Source organism: Phenylobacterium sp. (genome assembly GCF_036723115.1).
Lineage (GTDB): Bacteria > Pseudomonadota > Alphaproteobacteria > Caulobacterales > Caulobacteraceae > Phenylobacterium.
Genome location: NZ_DAIMHV010000054.1, coordinates 1 through 17,102 on the forward strand (window position 1 = coordinate 1; position 17,102 = coordinate 17,102).

Consider the following 17,102-nt stretch of genomic DNA (forward strand, 5'->3'; position numbering starts at 1 on the left):
CCCCACCTATGAGGACATGCTCGCCCGCGAAACCTCGGCCCCCTGGCTTTAGGGAGATCGCGGTTCAGGATCTGAGGTCGGCGGAGACGCCGCCCTCAGTCCATCGCCCCGATGTAGGGGAGGCCGCGCAGGCGGCCGGCGGCGTCCATGCCATAGCCCACGAGGAAGCGGGGCGGGGCGCGCCAGGCGACGAAGTCCGGCTCGATGGCCCGCGGCGTCGGCCAGGGCTTGGCGGCGAAGACGCAGGTCAGCACCTCGGCTGCGCCGGAGTCGCGCACCAGCCGGGCGGCCTCGCTGAGCGAGAGGCCCGTATCGATGACATCGTCCACCACCAGGGCCCGGCGCCCCGACAGCGGCCTCTGAAGATCGGCGCGCACCTCGCACCGGCCAAGGCTTGCGCGTTCGTCCCCATAGGAGGCGAGCCAGAGGGCGTCGAACCTCACATGCCGCCCCGCCCGCGCCAGGGCCCGGGTGAGGTCGGCGCAGAACCACAGGCCGCCGGTCAGCAGGCAGATGACCACCGTGTCGTCATCGATGCGCGGCGCGATCTCGCGGGCCAGGGCCTCCACCCGAGCGGCGACCTCGGCCTCGTCCAGCAGAATTTCCCGCGCCTCGTCACTCATGACCCTCGCCCTCATGGTGATCCTGCTGGTGCGGTTCAGGCGGCAGGGGCTCGGCCTCCTTCACGGCGACGGCGGGATGGTCGAGCAGGCTCGCCTCGGCTGCGCCCCTCAGGTCCAGGCTTTCCGGCTTGGGCGGGGCCTTGGGGGCCGCAGCGACCCGGACCTGGGCGAAGGTGATCTCCAGGTCCGCCGCCGTGCCGGGCGGATCGACGATGGCGATGGCGAAATGCCGCGTCTCGCCGGGCGGGACGGCGGGATCTGCGGGCCGGGCGATCTTGGTGGCCACCGGCTGACCGGCCTTGTCCAGCAGCCGAATCTGCAGGGGCGGCGCGGTGATGGTGCGATCCTCGACATTGCGGATCATGCCCGAGATGGACAGCGCCGCATGACCGTCCTGCAGGGCGGGTTCGAACTCCACCCCCTCGATGGTCAGGCCGACGCTGTTCACCGGCAGGCCCACGCTGGCGAAGGCCGCCGCCGAGCCCGGCCACAGACGCACCACATCGACCCGGAACACCACGGCCACGGCGATCATCAGGGCCAGGGTGGCCGACATTCCAGCCCAGATCACCCCGGTGGCCGCGGCCTCCCGCAACTTTCTATTGTCCTGCGCCCGGGCGCGGAAGGTGCGCGATACGGGTTCGGGTCGCGGGACCGCCTCAAGATCGCTCTCCGGCGACGCTTGATCCGCCGGGCGGGTAGGGCTATCGGCGGCGGGCGCCGCGGCCATGGGCCGAGCGTCGAGGGGCGTCGGCGGAAGGGACGCAGGCTCGACCTCGCGCCGCGCCGTCCAGCGATGGCCGCAGCTCGCGCATTTCACGACGCGCCCGTCCTCGGGAATCTTCGCGTCGTCCACGAAATAGCTGGTGGAGCAGTCTGGACAGGTCAGTATCATGGCCGCCGAATTCGGACCCTCCAGCCCATCTTAACCGAGGTCGCCGATTCCGGTCTCCATGTCCAGAAACCCGTATGCCTCCGACGCGCCCGAAGCCGATGACGCCGTCGTCCGTTTCGACGACGTGTCCATGCGGTATGGGCGCGAGCCCGAGACGCTGAGGGACCTCAGCTTCTCTCTGCCGCAAGGGTCTTTCCATTTCGTCACCGGTCCCTCCGGGGCGGGCAAGACCTCTCTGCTCAAGCTGATCTATCTGGCGGCGGAGCCTTCCCGCGGGCTGTTGCACCTGTTTGGCCAGAACGTGGCCGAGACGGGGCCGGACATCCGGCCCTTCCTGCGCCGGCGCATCGGCGTGGTCTTCCAGGAATTCCGCCTGCTCGACCATATGAGCGCCTTCGACAACGCCGCGGTCCCCCTGCGCATCGCCGGCCACCGCCCGGACTCCTATCGCCAGGATGTGGCCGAACTCCTCGCCTGGGTGGGGCTCAGGGATCGCATGCACGCCCTGCCCCCCACCCTGGCCGGCGGGGAAAAGCAGCGGCTGGCCATTGCGCGCGCGGTGGTGGGCCGCCCGGACATTCTTCTGGCCGACGAACCCACGGGCAATGTGGATCACGAGATGGGCCTGCGCATCCTGCGCCTGTTCCTGGAGCTCAACCGCCTGGGCGCCACGGTTCTCATCGCCACCCACGACCAGGATCTGGTGGCCCGCTCGGGCAAGCCGGTGATCCATCTGGAGGGCGGCCGGCTGGTCCATATGGGCCTGCCGGGATTGGCGCGGCCATGAGCCGCCTTGATCCCCAGCGGTGGCGGCCGGCGCCCTTCCTGCCCCGGCGCGACGCCCGCGACAGCGCGCTGATCTTCGTGATCGCGGTGCTCTGCTTCCTGGCCTGTCTGACAGCCCTGGGGGTCATCGCCGCCGACCGCGCCGCCCAGGGCTGGACCGACCAGCTCACCGGCGAGATGACGGTGATCGTCCGCCCCAAGGCCAATGAGACCCCCGACACCGCCGCCGCCCGCGCCGCCGAGACCCTGGCCGGCGTAGAGGGCGTGGCCGAGGTGCGCGCCATCGAGCGGGAAAAGGCCGAAGCCCTGATCGCCCCCTGGCTGGGGGACGCCGCCGACCTGGCCGACCTGCCTGTGCCGCGCCTGGTGGCCGTGACCCTGGCCAAGGAGGCTCCGGCCACGGCCGACGCCCTGACCCGCGCCCTGCGCGCCCGGGGGCTGGACGCGGTGGTGGACGACCACAGCGCCTGGATGGCCGATATCCAGCGCGGCGCGGCCCTGGCCCGCTGGGTGGGGCTGGGGGTCTTCGCCGTGATCACTGCGGCCGCCGCGGCCGTCATCGCCTTCGCCACCCGGGCGGGGCTGGCGGCGCGGCGCGAGGTGGTGGAGCTGTTGCATCACACCGGCGCCGAAGACCGGTTCATCGCGCGGCTCTTCCAGGCGCGGTTCGCGCGCATGGCCGCCACGGCGGGACTGATCGGGGCGGCGGCCGCAGCCCTGCTGGGGGCGGGCCTGCGGCTGGCCGGCGGCGGCCAGGGGCTGAGTCCGGTTCTGCCGGTGGCTTGGAGCGATCTGCTGGCCGTTCTACCCTGCCCCCTGGCCGCAGCCCTGGTGGCCGCCCTGGCCGCCCGGCTCACCGCCACGGCCCTGATCCGCGAACTGTCCTGAAGAGAAGCCGCACGTCCATGAGAACCCTAGCCGTGCTGCTGGTCCTGGCGCTGATCTGGACGGCGGGCCTGTTCGCCTTCGCCGAGCGCGTCCGCCGCTCGACGCCCGCCCCCCAGCCGGAAGCCGCTGACGGGATCGTCGCCCTGACCGGCGCGGGCTCCAACGAACGGATCGCGGCGGGCATGCGGCTGCTGGAGGCCGGGCTGGGCGACCGGATGCTGATCTCCGGCGTCAATCGCGAAGCCAGCCGCGAGGACATCCGCAATGTCAGCCGGGCCGTCCAGCTGCTCTATGACTGCTGCGTGGACCTGGGATTCGAGGCCGCCGACACCTTCGGCAACGCGCAGGAGACGGCGGGCTGGGTGCGGGCGCGCCGCTATGACAGTCTGATCGTCGTCACCGCCGACTACCATATCCCGCGCGCCATGCTGGAGCTGGGCTCAGCCCTGCCCCAGACCCGGCTGACCGCCTTTCCCGTGGCCACGCCGAGCCTGGACGCCGAACGCTGGTGGCGCACCACCGGCGGCGCCCGGCTGATGGTGACCGAATACATGAAGTATCTGGCCATCTTCGGCCGCGAAGCTCTGCGGCGGCTGGACCGCACCTCTGAGTCTTCGGCGGCCCCGCCGGCCAGCGCTGAACCCAAGACCAGTTGATCTTTCCAGCGCGGCGCCCGAACCAGGGACTGCGGATTCCCAGATCGAAAGGCGCGCCGTGACGGCACTGCGGTCCCTTCTCTTCGTCGCCCTGTTCTATCTGTGGTCGGCTGTGGCGGCGATCATCATCCTGCCGGTCCTGCTGGCGCCCCGGCGCTGGACCTTGCGGGCGCTGGACCTGTGGGCCCGCGGCGTCATCGCCCTGCTGCCCATCTGCGGCATTTCGGTAGAGGTGCGCGGGCGCGAGCACATTCCCACGGGTCCCGCCCTGGTGGCGCCCAAGCACCAGTGCATGTTCGACGTCTTCGCCCAGTTCACCTGGCTGCCCGACGCCTGCTTCGTCCTGAAGAAGGAGCTGATGTGGATTCCCTTCTTCGGCTGGTACGCCCTGAAGGCGCGCATGATTGTGGTGGACCGGGACGCCCATGCCGCGGCCCTGAAGAAGCTGGTGCGCGACTCCCGCGAGCGCCTCACCGAGGACCGGCAGCTGGTGATCTTCCCGGAAGGCACCCGCGGCGACCCCGGCGTGAAGGGGGACTACAAGCCTGGCGTGGCGGCCCTCTATCGCGAGCTGAACCTGCCCGTGCATCCGGTGGCCACCAATTCCGGGGTCCACTGGCCGCGCCACGGCTTCCTGCGCCGTCCGGGCAAGATCGTGTTCGAATATCTCGAACCCATTCCCCCAGGACTGAAGCGGGCGGAGTTCATGCGCCAGCTGGAGGAGCGGATCGAGACCGCCTCCCTGCGGCTCAACGCGCTCTAAGCAGCGCGCCCTTCGCGGGCCTCCACAAGGCTGAGAAGCCGCTCCATGGCGCGGTCGCGGACGCCTTCGTGGCGCAGGTGACTAACGAGGTCGCGCAGATAGTCCTCGTTGGGGCCGGACAACCCCCGCGCACCGGAAATCAGCTCGGCCTGGCGTTCCAGGCTCAGCGCCCCGGCCCATTGGGGGTGGGCCACGTCGGAGAGGAAGATCAGCGCCTCCACCCGGCGTCCATCGGCCAGACGCACGTGCCGGCGGGCCTCCACATAGGTCTCGGTGGGCTGTTCCCGCTCCAGCAGATAGGCGTAGGTCTCCGCCCAGTCGCCCTCGGAGACCCGAAAGGCCGCCCCGCGCACCGCCCCGCCCGGGGCGAGGCCCAGGACCAGGCCCGGTCGCTCATAGGTGCCCCGGTGATGGACCGAATAGATGCAGAAGGCGCGGCGGCGTCCGTGTAATGTGGCCGCCGAACGCTCCACGAAGCCGAAGCCAGGCCGCCACATGAGCGAGCCATAGCCGAACACCCAACGCCCTTCGCCGCCCGACCCGTCCAAAGACAACGTCTCCAAAGACCACCGCATGACTCAGCCTGAAGTGTCTCTGCCCGAAAGCCCGCCGGCCCGCAAACCCCGGCGCCTGGGGCTCTATCTGCCGTTCATCCTGCTGCTCATCGGCGCCGTCGCCTGGAGCGGGCTGTGGTTCTGGGTGCGCATCCAGACGGCCGATCGCATGGACGCCACCGCCGAGGCCCTGCGCGCGGCGGGCTATGAGGTGAGCTGGGGGACCCGCAGCATCGGCGGCTACCCCTTCCGGCTGAATGTGACGCTGACCGAGGCGCAGATCCGCGAACCCTCGGGCTGGGCCCTGTCGGCGCCGCGGCTGGAGTCGGAAGCTTTCATGCACGCCCTGCGGAACTGGGTGTTCGCCGCGCCGGAGGGCCTGACCTTCACCCGGCCGGAGTCCGGCGCGGTGCGGGTGACCGGCCAGGTCCTGCGCGCCAGCCTCGGCGAGGCCGACCGCAGGCCGCCGCGCTTCGACTTCCAGGGGCGCGAGCTGGTGTTCGAACCGGCGCCAGGCGCGCAGCCCTTCGCCCTGTCGTCGGCCGAAGAGGTGGGCTTCCACCTCCGTCCGGGGCCCGAAGACCAGGGGGCGCTGTTCCTCCAGGTGAAGAAGGGTCAGGCCCGCGCCGCCGGATCCTTCGGACGGATCGCCCAGGACGGCGAGATCGCCCTGCGTCTGGACCTGGCCCTCAACCGCATGAGCGCCTTCCACGGCGACGATTGGCCCGGCGCCGTGCGCGCCTGGGCCAGCGACGGCGGCGAGGCCCAGGTGCGCGAGGCCGGTCTCACTGCGGGCGACGCCATACTGACGGTCAACCGGGGCATGGTCACGGTCGGCGCCGACGGCCGGCTGCGCGGCGCCCTGGAAGTCACCCTGCGCGAGGCGCCGCGAGCCCTGGCGGCCCTGGGCGAAGGGGGCGTGCTGCCGGAGGAAACCGCCCAGACCGCCGCGGCGGTGACGGCGGCCCGTCAGGGGGCCGATGATGTGGCCCAGGCGGCCATCACCTTCCAGGCCGGCCAGACGACCCTGGGGCCGGTGGCCATCGGGCCGGCGCCGCGCGTCTACTGAACGCCCAGGGCCGACGTGCAACATTTATGCGCCCCACCGCCCTATTGCGCCCCCTCGCGCAATGACCTAGGTCGCGGGTTCCGTTTTCGGGGGTAGAAATGGCCGACGCCGACCGCGCTTCGCAGACACCGGTATCGCTGGAGGCCGTGCGCGCCCGCATCGACGCCATCGACGGCGACCTGCTGCGCCTGCTGGACGAGCGCGCCGCCCTGGCCAAACAGGTGGCCGCGGCCAAAAAGGCGGCCGGCGACGGCGACAAGTTCGGTCTGCGGCCCGGCCGCGAGACCCAGGTTCTGCGCCGGCTGCTGGCCCATCCGCGCCAGGGCGCCAGCGACGCCCTGGTCATCCGGGTCTGGCGGGAGCTGATGGCCGAGAGCCTCTCCCTGCAGGGTCCGTTCAACCTCACTGTCTGGGGCGGACCTGCGCCCGCGCGGGCCGTGGAGCTCGCTCGCCTGCGGTTCGGCGCCGCCCCGCGCCTGCGCACCGCCCAGCGTCCGGAAGAGGCCGTGGCCGCGGCCAAGGTCCTGGGCGGGGTGGGCGTGCTGATGCTGGGGGGCGACAGCGCCTGGTGGGGCCGCCTGCTGGCCGAGCCGACGCTTCGGGTCTTCGCTGTCCTGCCCTGCCTGAACGCCTGGGGTCCGGCCTCGGCCCTGGCGGTGGCCCAGGTGGAGGTGGAGCCCACCGGCGCCGATGTGACCCTGTGGGTGACCGACGCCCCGGGTCCGGCCAACCGTACCATCGAGGCCCTGAGCCGCGACGGCGTGGCCGCCGAACTGCTGAGCGAGGCCGGAGGGCTGAAGCTCTTCACCCTGGCCGGCTACTACCAGCCGCAGGACGAGCGGCTCGCCCGGGCGCCAGGCCGCCTGTCGGGCGTCATCGGGGCTGCGCCAGAGCCCTTCGACGTGTAAGAGCGGGACGCTCTCCACACTCCCGGCTCCGAAAGCCCTTCAGTCCCATGTCCGATACGTTCAGCCCCGATCGCGCCGCCGCCGATCGGCCCGTGCCCAAGGCAGGCATTCTCGACATCCGCGCCTATGTGCCCGGCAAGGCCACGGTGGACGGGATCGAGCATCCGCTGAAGTTGTCGGCCAATGAGAACATCCTGGGCTGCAGCCCCAGGGCCAAGGCCGCCTATGCGGCGGCCATCGATCAGCTGCACGTCTATCCCGACAGCCGCGCCACCCGACTGCGTGAAGCCATCGCCAACGAGTTTCGCCTGGAGCCCGAGCGCCTGATCTTCGGCTGCGGCTCGGACGAAATCTTCCACATGCTCTGCCAGGTCTATCTGGAGCCGGGCGACAACATCGTTCAGGGGGAGTTCGCCTTCGGCGCCTACGCCATCGGCGCCCGCGCCTGCCAGGCCGAGGTGCGCAATGCGCCCGAGCCCGACTATCGCGTCGATGTGGACGAACTGCTGAAGCTGGTGGACGCGCGCACCCGCCTCGTCTTCATCGCCAATCCGGGCAATCCCACGGGCACCCATGTGGTCGGGTCCGAAATCCGCCGCCTGCAGGCGGCCCTGCCCGCCAGCGTGGTGCTGGTGCTCGACGGCGCCTATGCCGAGTTCGTGGAAGATCCCGCCTTCGAGGACGGGACCGATCTGGCGCGCACGGCCGACAATGTGATCGTCACCCGCACCTTCTCCAAGCTGCACGGCCTGGCCACCCTGCGCGTGGGCTGGGCCTATGGGCCGGCCGACATGATCGCGGCCCTGGACCGCATCCGCCAGCCGTTCAACACCACCATCCCCGGCCAGGCGGCGGCCATCGAGGCCCTGGCCGACAAGGACTTCCAGCGCGCGTCGCTGGAGCTGGTGGGACGCTGGCGGGCCTGGCTGACCCAGCAGCTGGGCGGCATGGGCCTGGCGCCGGTGCCCAGCGCCACCAACTTCGTGCTGGTGGGCTTCCCCTCGCAGGGCGCGAAGACCGCGGCGGCGGCTGAGGACTTTCTGGCCCGGCGCGGGCTCATCGTGCGGGGCGTGGGCGGCTATGGCCTGCCAGACCACCTGCGCCTGACCATCGGGCTGGAAGAGCACAACCGCGCCGTGATCGACGCCCTGTCCGACTTCATGCGGGCCTGAACCTGGTGGAACTCGACCTGCCCGTCTTCGACAAGCTCGCCATCATCGGCTGCGGCCTGATCGGCTCCTCCGTGGCCCGCGGCGCGCGGGCCAGCGGGGCTGTGCGCACCATCGCCATCCATGACGCCAGTCCCGCAGCGCGGGAGACCATCGCCCGCCTGGGCCTGGCCGACCAGGTGACGGACACCGCCGCCGATGCGGTGCAGGACGCCGATCTCGTCATCTTCGCCACTCCTGTCCGGGCCATCGGCGAGGCGGCGCGCGCCTGCGCCGGCGCCATGAAGGCCGGGGCGGTGATCAGCGATGTGGGTTCGGTGAAGGCCGCCGTCAGCGAGGCCCTGCTGGCCGCCTGCCCTCCCGGCGTCCATGTGGTCCCCGGCCACCCCATCGCCGGCACCGAACAGTCGGGGCCGGAGGCGGGCTTCGCCGAGCTTTTCCACCGGCGCTGGATCATCCTGACCCCGCAGGATCGGCAGGACGACGCCTATCTGGAGGCCGTCCAGCGCCTGGCCGACTTCTGGAGCGCGCTCGGCGCCCAGGTGGAGCGCATGGACGAGAAGCACCACGATCTGGTGCTGGCCGTCACCAGCCACCTGCCCCACCTGATCGCCTACAACATCGTCGGCACCGCCGCCGACATGGAGGAGGTCACCCGCGCCGAGGTGATGAAGTATTCCGCCGGCGGCTTCCGCGACTTCACCCGCATCGCGGCCTCTGATCCCACCATGTGGCGCGACATCTTCCTGACCAACAAGGATGCGGTGCTGGAGATCCTGGGCCGCTTCACCGAGGACCTGCAGGCCCTGTCGCGGGCCATCCGCTGGGGGGAGGGCGACAAGCTGCACGACCTCTTCAGCCGCACCCGCGAGATCCGCCGCGGCGTGATCGAGGCCGGTCAGGAAAGCGCCGAGCCCGACTTCGGCCGCAAGCGGGGCGCCTGACATGCCCGGCATGGCCTGGCTCTCCATCGCCATCGTCGCCGAGGTGATCGCCACCACGGCGCTGAAGGCCTCGGACGGCTTCCGTAACGCCCTGCCCTCGGTGGTCACCGGCGTCGGCTATTTCATCGCCTTCTGGTGCATGTCGCAGGCCATGCGCACCGTGCCCGTCGGCATCGTCTACGCCATCTGGTCGGGGGTCGGAATCGTGCTGATCACCGCCATCGCCTGGGTGCTGTATCGCCAAATCCTGGACGTGCCGGGCCTGGTGGGCATCGGCCTGATCCTGGCGGGCGTGATCGTCATCCAGGTCTTCTCCAAGGCGACGGCTTAGCGCGTCAGGCTTCGGGATTCAGAAACGCGGTCGTCGCCTCGATGGCCTCCACCAGGCCCACGCGTTGCAGTTCCACGCCCGGCGGCAGGCTGGAAAACAGGCGGGTGGGGGCGGCCGCGTCCAGCATGACGAACACCCCCTTGTCATCGGCCCGGCGGATCAGGCGGCCGAAGGCCTGGGCGATGCGGCCCCGGGCGACGGCGTCGTCATAGCCCTTGCCGCCGAAGCGGGCCCGTCTGGCCTTGTGCAGGATGTCGGGCCTCGGCCACGGCACGCGGTCGAAGACCAGCAGGCGCAGGGACCGCCCGGGCACGTCCACCCCATCCCTCACCGCATCTGTGCCCAGCAGGCAGGAATCCTCCTCGGCGCGGAAGATGTCCACCAGCGCGCCCACCTCCAGCGGGTCCACATGCTGGGCGTAGAGGGCCAGGCCCTTGTCGGCCAGGGGGGCGGCGATGCGCTCATGCACCGCGCGCAGGCGGCGGATGGCGGTGAAGAGGCCAAGGCCCCCGCCCCCCGCGGCCAGGAAGAGCTCGCGCATGGCCGCGGCCACCTGGCGCGGGTCCTCGCGGCCCACATCGGTGACCACGAAGGCGCGCGCATGGGCGGCGTAGTCAAAGGGCGAGGCGAGCTTGAGCGTCTTGGGCCGGTCGGGCAGGCGCGCCGCGCCGGTGCGCATCTCGGCGAGCGCGAAGGGATCGTCCAGCGCCGGATCGGCCAGGGTCGCGCTGGTCACCAGCACCCCGTGGGCGGGCGCGATCACGGCGTTGGTCAAGGGCTCGGTGGGATCGACCCAGTGCCTTCGGCAGGCGGCGTCCACCACCCGACCATAGAGGAAGGTGGCGTCGAACCAGTCCACGAAGTCGGGATCATCCTCGGCGTCCTCGTCGATGGCCCGCAGCATGGAGCGCCAGGCTGGCAGGGTCATGCGCGCCCGGCGGTCCAGGCCCCGAAGGGTCCCCTCGATCCGCGCCCGCTCGCTGGGGCCAAGGGCCGCGGCCTCGTCATCCAGCAGGTCCTCCAGATGGCGGGCGAGCGCCAGCAGGGGCGCCTCAATGCGGGCCAGCGCCCCGGCCGCCTCGCGGGCGGTGTCGCGCACCAGGTCGAGGGCCGGCCGCGCGGCGCATTCCATACCTACGTCCGAGGGCGCGGCGCGGGCGCGAAGCTGCTCCATCACCGCCACCAGAAAGGCCTCGATGGCGCCGATGGGGTTCACCTCGCCATTGGGGGGCGCGATGCGGCCCGACCAGCCTTCGCCGGGCAGGGCGGCGGCGGCGTGCAGGGCGTCCGACAGGGCGCGCCGCGCCTCATCCGCATCGCCGATCACGTCGGAGAGCCGGGCTTCCAGCCCGCGCCCGCGTCGGCCCCGGCCTTCGGGGCCGCGCAGCCAGCGGCGCAGTTCGGCGGCCTCGGCCCCCGAAAGCGCGGCGGAGAATGCGCTGTCGGCGGCCTCGAACAGGTGGTGGCCCTCGTCGAAGACCAGGCGCTTCAGATGTGCGGTCTCGGTGTCGGCCTTGGAGCCCCGGGCCGCCCGCGCCCCGTCGAACGCCGCCTGGGTCAGGACCAGGGCATGGTTGGCGATGACCAGATCGGCCTTGCGCGAGCCGCGGATGGCCTTTTCCACGAAGCAGGTCCGGTAGTGCTGGCAGCCGGCATGGACGCACTCCCCGCGCCGGTCCACCAGATTGGCGGCCGAGGCCTGCAAAGGCGTGGGCAGGCCGAACAGGGTGGGCAGCCAGGCGGGAAAATCCCCGCCGGTCATGTCTCCGTCCCGCGTGGCCCGGGCCCAGCGGGCGGCCAGCGTCAGACCCACCAGGTCGCCATTGCCCAGCTGGGCGGCGTTCACCGCATCCTGGAAGTTCAGCAGACAGAGATAGTTTTCGCGGCCCTTGCGCACCACCGCCTTGCGAGCGCGCACCTTGGGATCGGGGAACAGCGCATGGCTCTCCCGTTCGATCTGCCGCTGCAGGGCGCGGGTATAGGTGGAGACCCACACCGCCGGCCCGTTGGCCTCGGCCCACAGGGAGGCCGGGGCCAGATAGCCCATGGTCTTGCCCACGCCCGTGCCGGCCTCGGCCAGCATCATCCGCGGCTCCCCCTCCCGGTCGCGGGGCTGGAAGGCGTAGGCCGCCTCCGCGGCGAACTCCGCCTGCGCCGGCCGCGCCTCGTCCAGGCCAGCCCGGTGCAGCAGTTCGGCGAGGCGCCGGGCGGCCTCGGCGCCCTCGACGGGCCTGGAGCCCGCCTCCCCCGCCGGCGCCTGATCCTCCCACTCGGGGATGCGGGTCCAGACGTCCAGGCCAGACCCCCGGAAGGCGTTGCCCACCGGCGCGGTCCGAAGGGCGCCGATCACCGCCGGCCCCCAGGCCCAGCCCCCGCGGGCCAGGGTCTCGGCCTGGGCCAGCGCCTCCTCCCGGCTGGGTTCGGGATGGCGGGAGAGCTCCTCGAGCAGGATCAGGCAGGCCTGGCGAAGGGCGCCGGCCTGGGCGACGGCGCCCTTGGGCTCGGCCAGGCCCAGCGTCTGTGCGAGTCCCGCCGCCGAGGGCGCGCAGAACCGGGCCGGCCGCACAAAGGCGAAGAGCTCCAGGGCGTCGAAGGTGCGCGGATTGCGCGGGGGCGGATTGAGCCCCAGGCGGCGCGCGGTCATGGCCGCATGGGCCAGCAGCACCGGACCCCGCTCGAAAAGATCGCGGGCGTCGGGCGCCCGCAGGGCCTCGGCCCGTTCGGCATCAGCCGCCGCCGCCCGCGGCCCCGGCAGAACCACCAGGGCGGGCGCAAGATCAAGGGCGGGGACGGCGGCGTTCACAACGGCGATTCCTACCGGGATTTGCCGTGAAACGGAACGGGAACATGCTATAGGCCATGACGATGGCTACGGACGCCGCCCCACCTGCTGATCTGCCCGCCGATCTGCTGCCCGCGCAGTTTTCCGACTGGTTCGCCGGGCGGGGCTGGGCGCCGCGGGATCACCAGCTGGCCATGGTGGAACGCGCGCGGGCCGGGCGCGACGCCCTGCTGATCGCGCCGACCGGCGGCGGCAAGACCCTGGCGGGGTTCCTGCCCAGCCTGATCGACCTGGCCACGCGGCCGCCGGCCAATACGCCCCGCGGGGTCCACACCCTCTATATCTCGCCGCTCAAGGCGCTGGCGGTGGATGTGGAGCGCAACCTCTCCACCCCCATCCGCGAGATGGGCCTGCCCATCGTGGCGGAGTCGCGCACGGGCGACACCGGCGCCGCGCGGCGCCAGCGGCAGCGGACGCGGCCCCCCGACATCCTGCTGACCACGCCCGAGCAGCTGGCCCTGTTCTGCGCCTGGGAAGGGGCGCGGGCCTATTTCGAAGACCTGTCCTGCATCATCCTGGACGAGATCCACACGCTTCACGCCACCAAGCGGGGCGATCTGCTGGCGCTGGACATCGCCCGGCTGCAGACCTTCGCGCCCCGGCTGCGGCGGGTGGGCTTGTCGGCCACGGTGGATGATCCCGACGTCATCCGAAGGTGGATGGGCAGGGGCGAGGGGTCGGTGGATCTGGTCACGGGGCCCGGAGGCGCGGCGCCCATCGTCGATGTGCTGCTGTCGGAAGGCCGCGTGCCCTGGGCGGGCCACACCGCCCAGCACGCCATGGGCGACGTCTATGAGGCGATCAAGCAGGCGAGGACCGCTCTCGTCTTCGTCAACACCCGCTTCCAGGCGGAGTTCGCCTTCCAGGAGCTGTGGAAGCTGAACGACGAGGGCCTGCCCATCGCCCTGCACCACGGCTCCCTGGCCGCCGAGCAGAGGCGCAAGGTGGAGGCGGCCATGGCCCGCGGCGAGCTGCGCGCGGTGGTCTGCACCTCGACCCTCGATCTCGGCATCGACTGGGGGGATGTGGACCTGGTGATCCAGCTGGCCTCGCCCAAGGGCGCCTCGCGCATGGTCCAGCGGATCGGCCGGGCCAACCACCGGATGGACGAGCCCAGCCGCGCCCTCTTCGTGCCCGCCAACCGCTTCGAAATGCTGGAGTGCCAGGCCGCCCGCGAGGCCATCGCCGAGAACCGCTTCGACGGCGACCCGCCCCGGGTGGGCGCCCTGGACATCCTGGCCCAGCACGTCATGGGTTGCGCCTGCTCGGAGCCCTTCGACGCCCTGGCGCTCTATGACGAGATCCGCACCGCCGGCCCCTACCGGGACCTGGCCTGGGAGGACTTCGAGCTGGTGGTGGATTTCGTCTCCACCGGCGGCTACGCCCTTCGCACCTATGACCGCTTCCGGCGGATCGTGAAGGGCCAGGACGGGCTCTGGCGGGCGCGCAACCCCGACGCCAAGCTGCGTCACCGCCTGAACGTCGGCGCCATCCTGTCGCCCGCCGTGCTCAGCGTGCGCATCGCCGGCCGGGGCGGTCGGGCGGGCCGCAAGATCGGCGAGGTGGAAGAAGGCTATCTCGAAGCCCTCGACCCCGGCGACACCTTCGTCTTCGCAGGCCAGGTCTGGCGGCTGATGGGGGTGACGGCGCTGGACGTGCTGGTGAGCCCGGCGCCGGCGACCGATCCCAAGATGCCCTCCTGGGGCGGGTCGAAGTTCGCGCTCTCCACCTTCCTGGCCAAACGGGTGCGCGAGCTGATGTTCGACCAGAACCACTGGTCCGTCCTGCCCGCCGATGTCCGTGAGTGGCTGGAGATCCAGCGCGACCGCTCGCTCATCCCGGCCGAGGACGAAATGCTGGTGGAGACCTTTCCCCGGGGCAAGCGGCACTTCATGGTCTGCTATCCCTTCGAGGGGCGCCTGGCCCATACCACGCTGGCCATGCTGCTCACCCGCCGGCTGGAGCGGATGGGCGCGGCCCCCCTGGGCTTCGTCTGCAACGACTACGCCCTGGCCGTCTGGTCCCTGAAGCCCATGGACCGTCTCGATCTCGATGTTCTGTTCGACCAGGACATGCTGGGGGACGACCTCGAAGACTGGCTGGCCGAGAGCTTCATGATGAAGCGGTCGTTCAAGGGTTGCGCCATTCTGGCCGGCCTGATCGAGCGGCGCTTCCCCGGGGCGGAGAAGTCGGGCCGTCAGATCACCTTCTCCGCGGACCTGGTCTATGACGTCCTGCGTCGGCACCAGCCCGATCACCTGCTGTTGCGCTGCGCCCGCGAGGATGCGGCCACAGGGCTTATCGACGTGGCCCGCGTGGGCCATATGCTGGCCCGCATCAAAGGCCGGATTCGCCACGCCGCCCTGGACCGCCTGTCGCCGTTTTCGGTTCCCATGCTGCTGGAGATCGGCAAGGAACGGGTGCCGGGCGCGGCCGGCGAGATGATCCTGGCCGAAGCCGCCGAAGACCTGATCGCCGAAGCCGTATCGTGACCGCCCTCGCCCGCCAGACCCGCGCCGAACCCTACGCCTTCGCCCAGAGCCCCTGCGGTGGGATCGTCATGGGGCTGGCCGGCGCGGAGGTTCTGATGCGCAACTCCGGCGCCTTGCTGGATGTGGCGCAACAGGCCCTGATCGTGGCCGACCTGCACTTCGAGAAGGGATCGGCCTATGGGGCGCGGGGCCAGTTCCTGCCGCCCTACGACACCCGCGACACCCTGGACCGGCTGGAGGCCGAGGTGGCGGCGCTATCGCCGCGCCTGCTGATCTTCCTGGGCGACAGCTTCCACGACCGGCGGGCGGAAGACCGGCTCGACGGGCAGGACGCCGCGCGGCTCGCCGCCCTGGCCCAGGGGCGCACCCTGGTCTGGCTGGTGGGCAATCACGACGCCGACGGGCCTCAGCGCCTGCCGGGCGAGGTGGCCGACACCCTGGATCTCGGCCCCCTGATCCTGCGCCATGAGCCAGAGCCCGGCCTGCAGCTCGGCGAATTGTCGGGCCACCTGCACCCTTGCGCGCGGGTGACCTCAGGACGGGGGACGGTGCGGCGGCGCTGCTTCGCCACGGACGGATCGCGGATGATCCTGCCGGCCTTCGGCGCCTATGCCGGCGGCCTGAACCTGCGCGACCAGGCCTTCGCCGGCCTCTTCGCCCGCACGCCGCTGGCCGGCGCCCTGGGCCGCGACAAGGTCCATGCGGTGGGCTGGCGCTCGCTGACGCCCGACTAGGTTTACAGCTGCGGCGGGCGCCCTATCGCCGCCGGAAGATCACAGAGGCCAGCCAGCCCGAGGTCAGGGCGATCAGGACCGAGACGATCCCGTAGAGCCACGGCCGCTCATTGGCGAAGACGAAGAGCCAGCGCTCCAGCCCCGCCTTCTCCACCGTGATGGTCCGCGCCTGTCGGCTCACAGGCTCGCCGTCCTGGAAGAGGATGATCTCAGTCTGATACTCGCCGATGGGGGCGGTGGTGGGCAGGTCGATCTCGGCCTTGAACAGCCCCCGGTCCACGAAGGCCACCCCGTCCTCGTCGGTGGCGTAGAGGCGAGCGTCCTGCTTGAGCCGGATCACCGCCCGGCGCCAGTCGAGATAGTCCGCGCCCAGGCGGCTGACCACCACGTCACGGACCCCGTAGCGGGTCTCGATCCGCTCCTCCTCCGGGGCGTTCATGGGCAGGTTGTCGATCCCCGCCCCCATCCGGCGCAGGGTGGAGAAGCTGGCGATCTCGCCCAGGGGGCGGGTGGAGGCGGCCATGTAGAAGCCCGGCGCGCCTTCGAACACCACCGGGCGGCTGTTGATCCACAGGCCGGCCACCCGGGTCTTGCGCGCGATGCGGATCGGCTGGTCAGGCCCGCGTACGATCACCACCACGTCGGCCGGCCGGGTCTCGGGATCAAAGACCGCCCCATAGAGCACGATCTTGGCGCCGGCGAAGGCCGAGGTGACGCGGACATTGGTCTCGGTCAGGGCCGCGGCCACCCGCGCGCCCTCCTCGGCCGGGGCGATGACGGCGGGCGGCGCCTGGTCGGGGGCGGCGATCATTCCCCGGTGCTCCCCACCAGGACGAAGGGGTCCTCGGGCGTGATGAACAGCTCCAGCCCCATCTGCAGGCCCATGATCAGCACGATCAGACCCAGGACGGCGCGCAGTTCCTCGGCCCGGAAACGGGACGAGGCGCGGGCGCCGAGCTGGGCGCCGGCGACCCCGCCCAGCAGCAGCAGGGTGGCCAGGACGATGTCCACCGACTGGTTGCGTCCGGCCTGCAGCACGCTGGCCAGGGAGGTGGTGATGATGATCTGGAAGAGGCTGGTCCCCACCACCACGCCGGCGGGCATGCGCAGGATATAGACCATGGCCGGCACGAGGACGAAGCCGCCGCCCACCCCCATGATGGCCGAGAGGATGCCCACAAAGACCCCCAGAACGACGGGGGGAATAATGCTGATATAGAGGCGCGAGCGGGGAAAACGCACCTTGAGCGGCAGGCCATAGAGCCAGACCGGGCGGCGGTCGCGGCGCTTGGCCGGCGGCTGACCGCGGCGCTGGCGCAGGACCGAGGCCAGGGATTCCACCAGCATCAGCCCGCCGATCGCGCCCAGGAAGATCAGATAGGAGAGCGAGACCACCAGGTCGGCCTGGCCCATCAGGCGCAGCCAGCGGAAGATCTCCACCCCCACAA

General features: G+C 71.4%; 17 protein-coding genes and 1 pseudogene. 11 read left to right on the top strand and 7 right to left on the bottom strand.

The features are described 5' to 3' along the window. Positions 1–95: 95 nt before the first annotated feature. From V7D28_RS07660 to V7D28_RS15320, 3 genes and pseudogenes are all read right to left on the bottom strand, one after another. Positions 96–623, bottom strand: coding sequence for a phosphoribosyltransferase (locus V7D28_RS07660; protein WP_442957908.1), 528 nt, complete (start codon positions 621–623; stop codon positions 96–98). Further along, positions 616–1,218 (bottom strand): DUF3426 domain-containing protein, encoded by a 603-nt coding sequence (locus V7D28_RS07665; RefSeq protein WP_333586788.1) that lies wholly within the window; start codon positions 1,216–1,218, stop codon positions 616–618. The genes V7D28_RS07660 and V7D28_RS07665 overlap by 8 nt, the downstream gene beginning before the upstream one ends. 198 nt (positions 1,219–1,416) lie before the next feature. Next, positions 1,417–1,518 (bottom strand): annotated as a pseudogene (locus V7D28_RS15320) (MJ0042-type zinc finger domain-containing protein); the annotation flags it as partial. Positions 1,519–1,576: 58 nt separating this feature from the next. On the opposite strand from V7D28_RS15320, the gene V7D28_RS07670 reads away from it, so the two are divergent. Genes V7D28_RS07670 through V7D28_RS07685 form a run of 4 tightly spaced genes read left to right on the top strand, consistent with a single transcriptional unit; the run spans position 1,577 to position 4,611 of the window. After that, positions 1,577–2,305 carry a cell division ATP-binding protein FtsE gene (locus tag V7D28_RS07670; RefSeq protein ID WP_333586789.1) on the top strand — a complete coding sequence of 243 codons (729 nt, stop codon included), beginning with the start codon at positions 1,577–1,579 and terminating at the stop codon, positions 2,303–2,305. After that, entirely contained in the window at positions 2,302–3,192 is an 891-nt protein-coding gene (locus V7D28_RS07675; protein WP_333586790.1) for a cell division protein FtsX, read from the top strand. Before V7D28_RS07670 ends, V7D28_RS07675 begins: the two co-directional genes overlap by 4 nt. A gap of 17 nt (positions 3,193–3,209) precedes the next feature. Then, complete coding sequence (locus V7D28_RS07680; RefSeq protein WP_333586791.1) at positions 3,210–3,848, top strand: YdcF family protein; 639 nt, start codon at positions 3,210–3,212, stop codon at positions 3,846–3,848. Positions 3,849–3,906: 58 nt separating this feature from the next. Further along, positions 3,907–4,611, top strand: coding sequence for a lysophospholipid acyltransferase family protein (locus V7D28_RS07685; RefSeq protein WP_333586792.1), 705 nt, complete (start codon positions 3,907–3,909; stop codon positions 4,609–4,611). Here the strand turns inward: V7D28_RS07685 and V7D28_RS07690 are convergent. Further along, positions 4,608–5,159, bottom strand: coding sequence for a gamma-glutamylcyclotransferase (locus tag V7D28_RS07690; RefSeq protein WP_333586793.1), 552 nt, complete (start codon positions 5,157–5,159; stop codon positions 4,608–4,610). The two genes, V7D28_RS07685 and V7D28_RS07690, sit on opposite strands and share 4 nt — an antisense overlap. A gap of 25 nt (positions 5,160–5,184) precedes the next feature. On the opposite strand from V7D28_RS07690, the gene V7D28_RS07695 reads away from it, so the two are divergent. The 5 genes from V7D28_RS07695 (at position 5,185) to V7D28_RS07715 (ending at position 9,586) form a co-directional block, all read left to right on the top strand. Continuing rightward, positions 5,185–6,234 (top strand): DUF2125 domain-containing protein, encoded by a 1,050-nt coding sequence (locus V7D28_RS07695; RefSeq protein WP_333586794.1) that lies wholly within the window; start codon positions 5,185–5,187, stop codon positions 6,232–6,234. 98 nt (positions 6,235–6,332) lie between these two features. Next, entirely contained in the window at positions 6,333–7,142 is an 810-nt protein-coding gene (locus tag V7D28_RS07700; protein ID WP_333586795.1) for a chorismate mutase, read from the top strand. A gap of 47 nt (positions 7,143–7,189) precedes the next feature. After that, the gene (gene hisC, locus V7D28_RS07705; RefSeq protein ID WP_333586796.1) at positions 7,190–8,314 is read left to right on the top strand and encodes a histidinol-phosphate transaminase; all 1,125 of its coding nucleotides are present in this window, start codon (positions 7,190–7,192) and stop codon (positions 8,312–8,314) included. Positions 8,315–8,319: 5 nt separating this feature from the next. Beyond that, entirely contained in the window at positions 8,320–9,255 is a 936-nt protein-coding gene (locus tag V7D28_RS07710) for a prephenate/arogenate dehydrogenase family protein (RefSeq protein WP_333586797.1), read from the top strand. A gap of 1 nt (position 9,256) precedes the next feature. Continuing rightward, positions 9,257–9,586, top strand: coding sequence for a DMT family transporter (locus tag V7D28_RS07715; protein WP_333586798.1), 330 nt, complete (start codon positions 9,257–9,259; stop codon positions 9,584–9,586). A gap of 4 nt (positions 9,587–9,590) precedes the next feature. Here the strand turns inward: V7D28_RS07715 and V7D28_RS07720 are convergent, their stop codons facing one another. Next, on the bottom strand, positions 9,591–12,389 hold the full coding sequence (locus V7D28_RS07720; RefSeq protein WP_333586799.1) for an ATP-dependent DNA helicase: 2,799 nt from the start codon (positions 12,387–12,389) through the stop codon (positions 9,591–9,593). A gap of 62 nt (positions 12,390–12,451) precedes the next feature. Here V7D28_RS07720 and V7D28_RS07725 point away from each other — a divergent pair, with 62 nt between their 5' ends. Then, on the top strand, positions 12,452–14,920 hold the full coding sequence (locus tag V7D28_RS07725) for a ligase-associated DNA damage response DEXH box helicase (protein ID WP_333586802.1): 2,469 nt from the start codon (positions 12,452–12,454) through the stop codon (positions 14,918–14,920). Positions 14,921–14,988: 68 nt separating this feature from the next. Beyond that, a complete protein-coding gene (gene pdeM, locus V7D28_RS07730; RefSeq protein WP_333586803.1) occupies positions 14,989–15,654 on the top strand; it encodes a ligase-associated DNA damage response endonuclease PdeM in 666 nt (221 codons plus the stop codon). A gap of 22 nt (positions 15,655–15,676) precedes the next feature. Here the strand turns inward: pdeM and V7D28_RS07735 are convergent, their stop codons facing one another. Further along, positions 15,677–16,465 (bottom strand): TIGR02186 family protein, encoded by a 789-nt coding sequence (locus V7D28_RS07735; RefSeq protein ID WP_333586800.1) that lies wholly within the window; start codon positions 16,463–16,465, stop codon positions 15,677–15,679. Continuing rightward, positions 16,462–17,102: sulfite exporter TauE/SafE family protein (locus V7D28_RS07740; RefSeq protein ID WP_333586801.1), on the bottom strand; the 641-nt coding region annotated here is incomplete at its 5' end. The genes V7D28_RS07740 and V7D28_RS07735, both read right to left, overlap by 4 nt.

Excerpts from the sequence above, each read along its gene's own strand:
- V7D28_RS07660 (WP_442957908.1), bottom strand. The coding sequence starts at position 623 with ATGAGTGACGAGGCGCGGGAAATTCTGCTGGACGAGGCCGAGGTCGCC.
- V7D28_RS07670 (WP_333586789.1), top strand. The coding sequence starts at position 1,577 with ATGTCCAGAAACCCGTATGCCTCCGACGCGCCCGAAGCCGATGACGCC.
- V7D28_RS07675 (WP_333586790.1), top strand. The coding sequence starts at position 2,302 with ATGAGCCGCCTTGATCCCCAGCGGTGGCGGCCGGCGCCCTTCCTGCCC.
- V7D28_RS07680 (WP_333586791.1), top strand. The coding sequence starts at position 3,210 with ATGAGAACCCTAGCCGTGCTGCTGGTCCTGGCGCTGATCTGGACGGCG.
- V7D28_RS07695 (WP_333586794.1), top strand. The coding sequence starts at position 5,185 with ATGACTCAGCCTGAAGTGTCTCTGCCCGAAAGCCCGCCGGCCCGCAAA.
- V7D28_RS07700 (WP_333586795.1), top strand. The coding sequence starts at position 6,333 with ATGGCCGACGCCGACCGCGCTTCGCAGACACCGGTATCGCTGGAGGCC.
- hisC (WP_333586796.1), top strand. The coding sequence starts at position 7,190 with ATGTCCGATACGTTCAGCCCCGATCGCGCCGCCGCCGATCGGCCCGTG.
- V7D28_RS07715 (WP_333586798.1), top strand. The coding sequence starts at position 9,257 with ATGCCCGGCATGGCCTGGCTCTCCATCGCCATCGTCGCCGAGGTGATC.
- V7D28_RS07725 (WP_333586802.1), top strand. The coding sequence starts at position 12,452 with ATGGCTACGGACGCCGCCCCACCTGCTGATCTGCCCGCCGATCTGCTG.
- pdeM (WP_333586803.1), top strand. The coding sequence starts at position 14,989 with ATGGGGCTGGCCGGCGCGGAGGTTCTGATGCGCAACTCCGGCGCCTTG.
- V7D28_RS07735 (WP_333586800.1), bottom strand. The coding sequence starts at position 16,465 with ATGATCGCCGCCCCCGACCAGGCGCCGCCCGCCGTCATCGCCCCGGCC.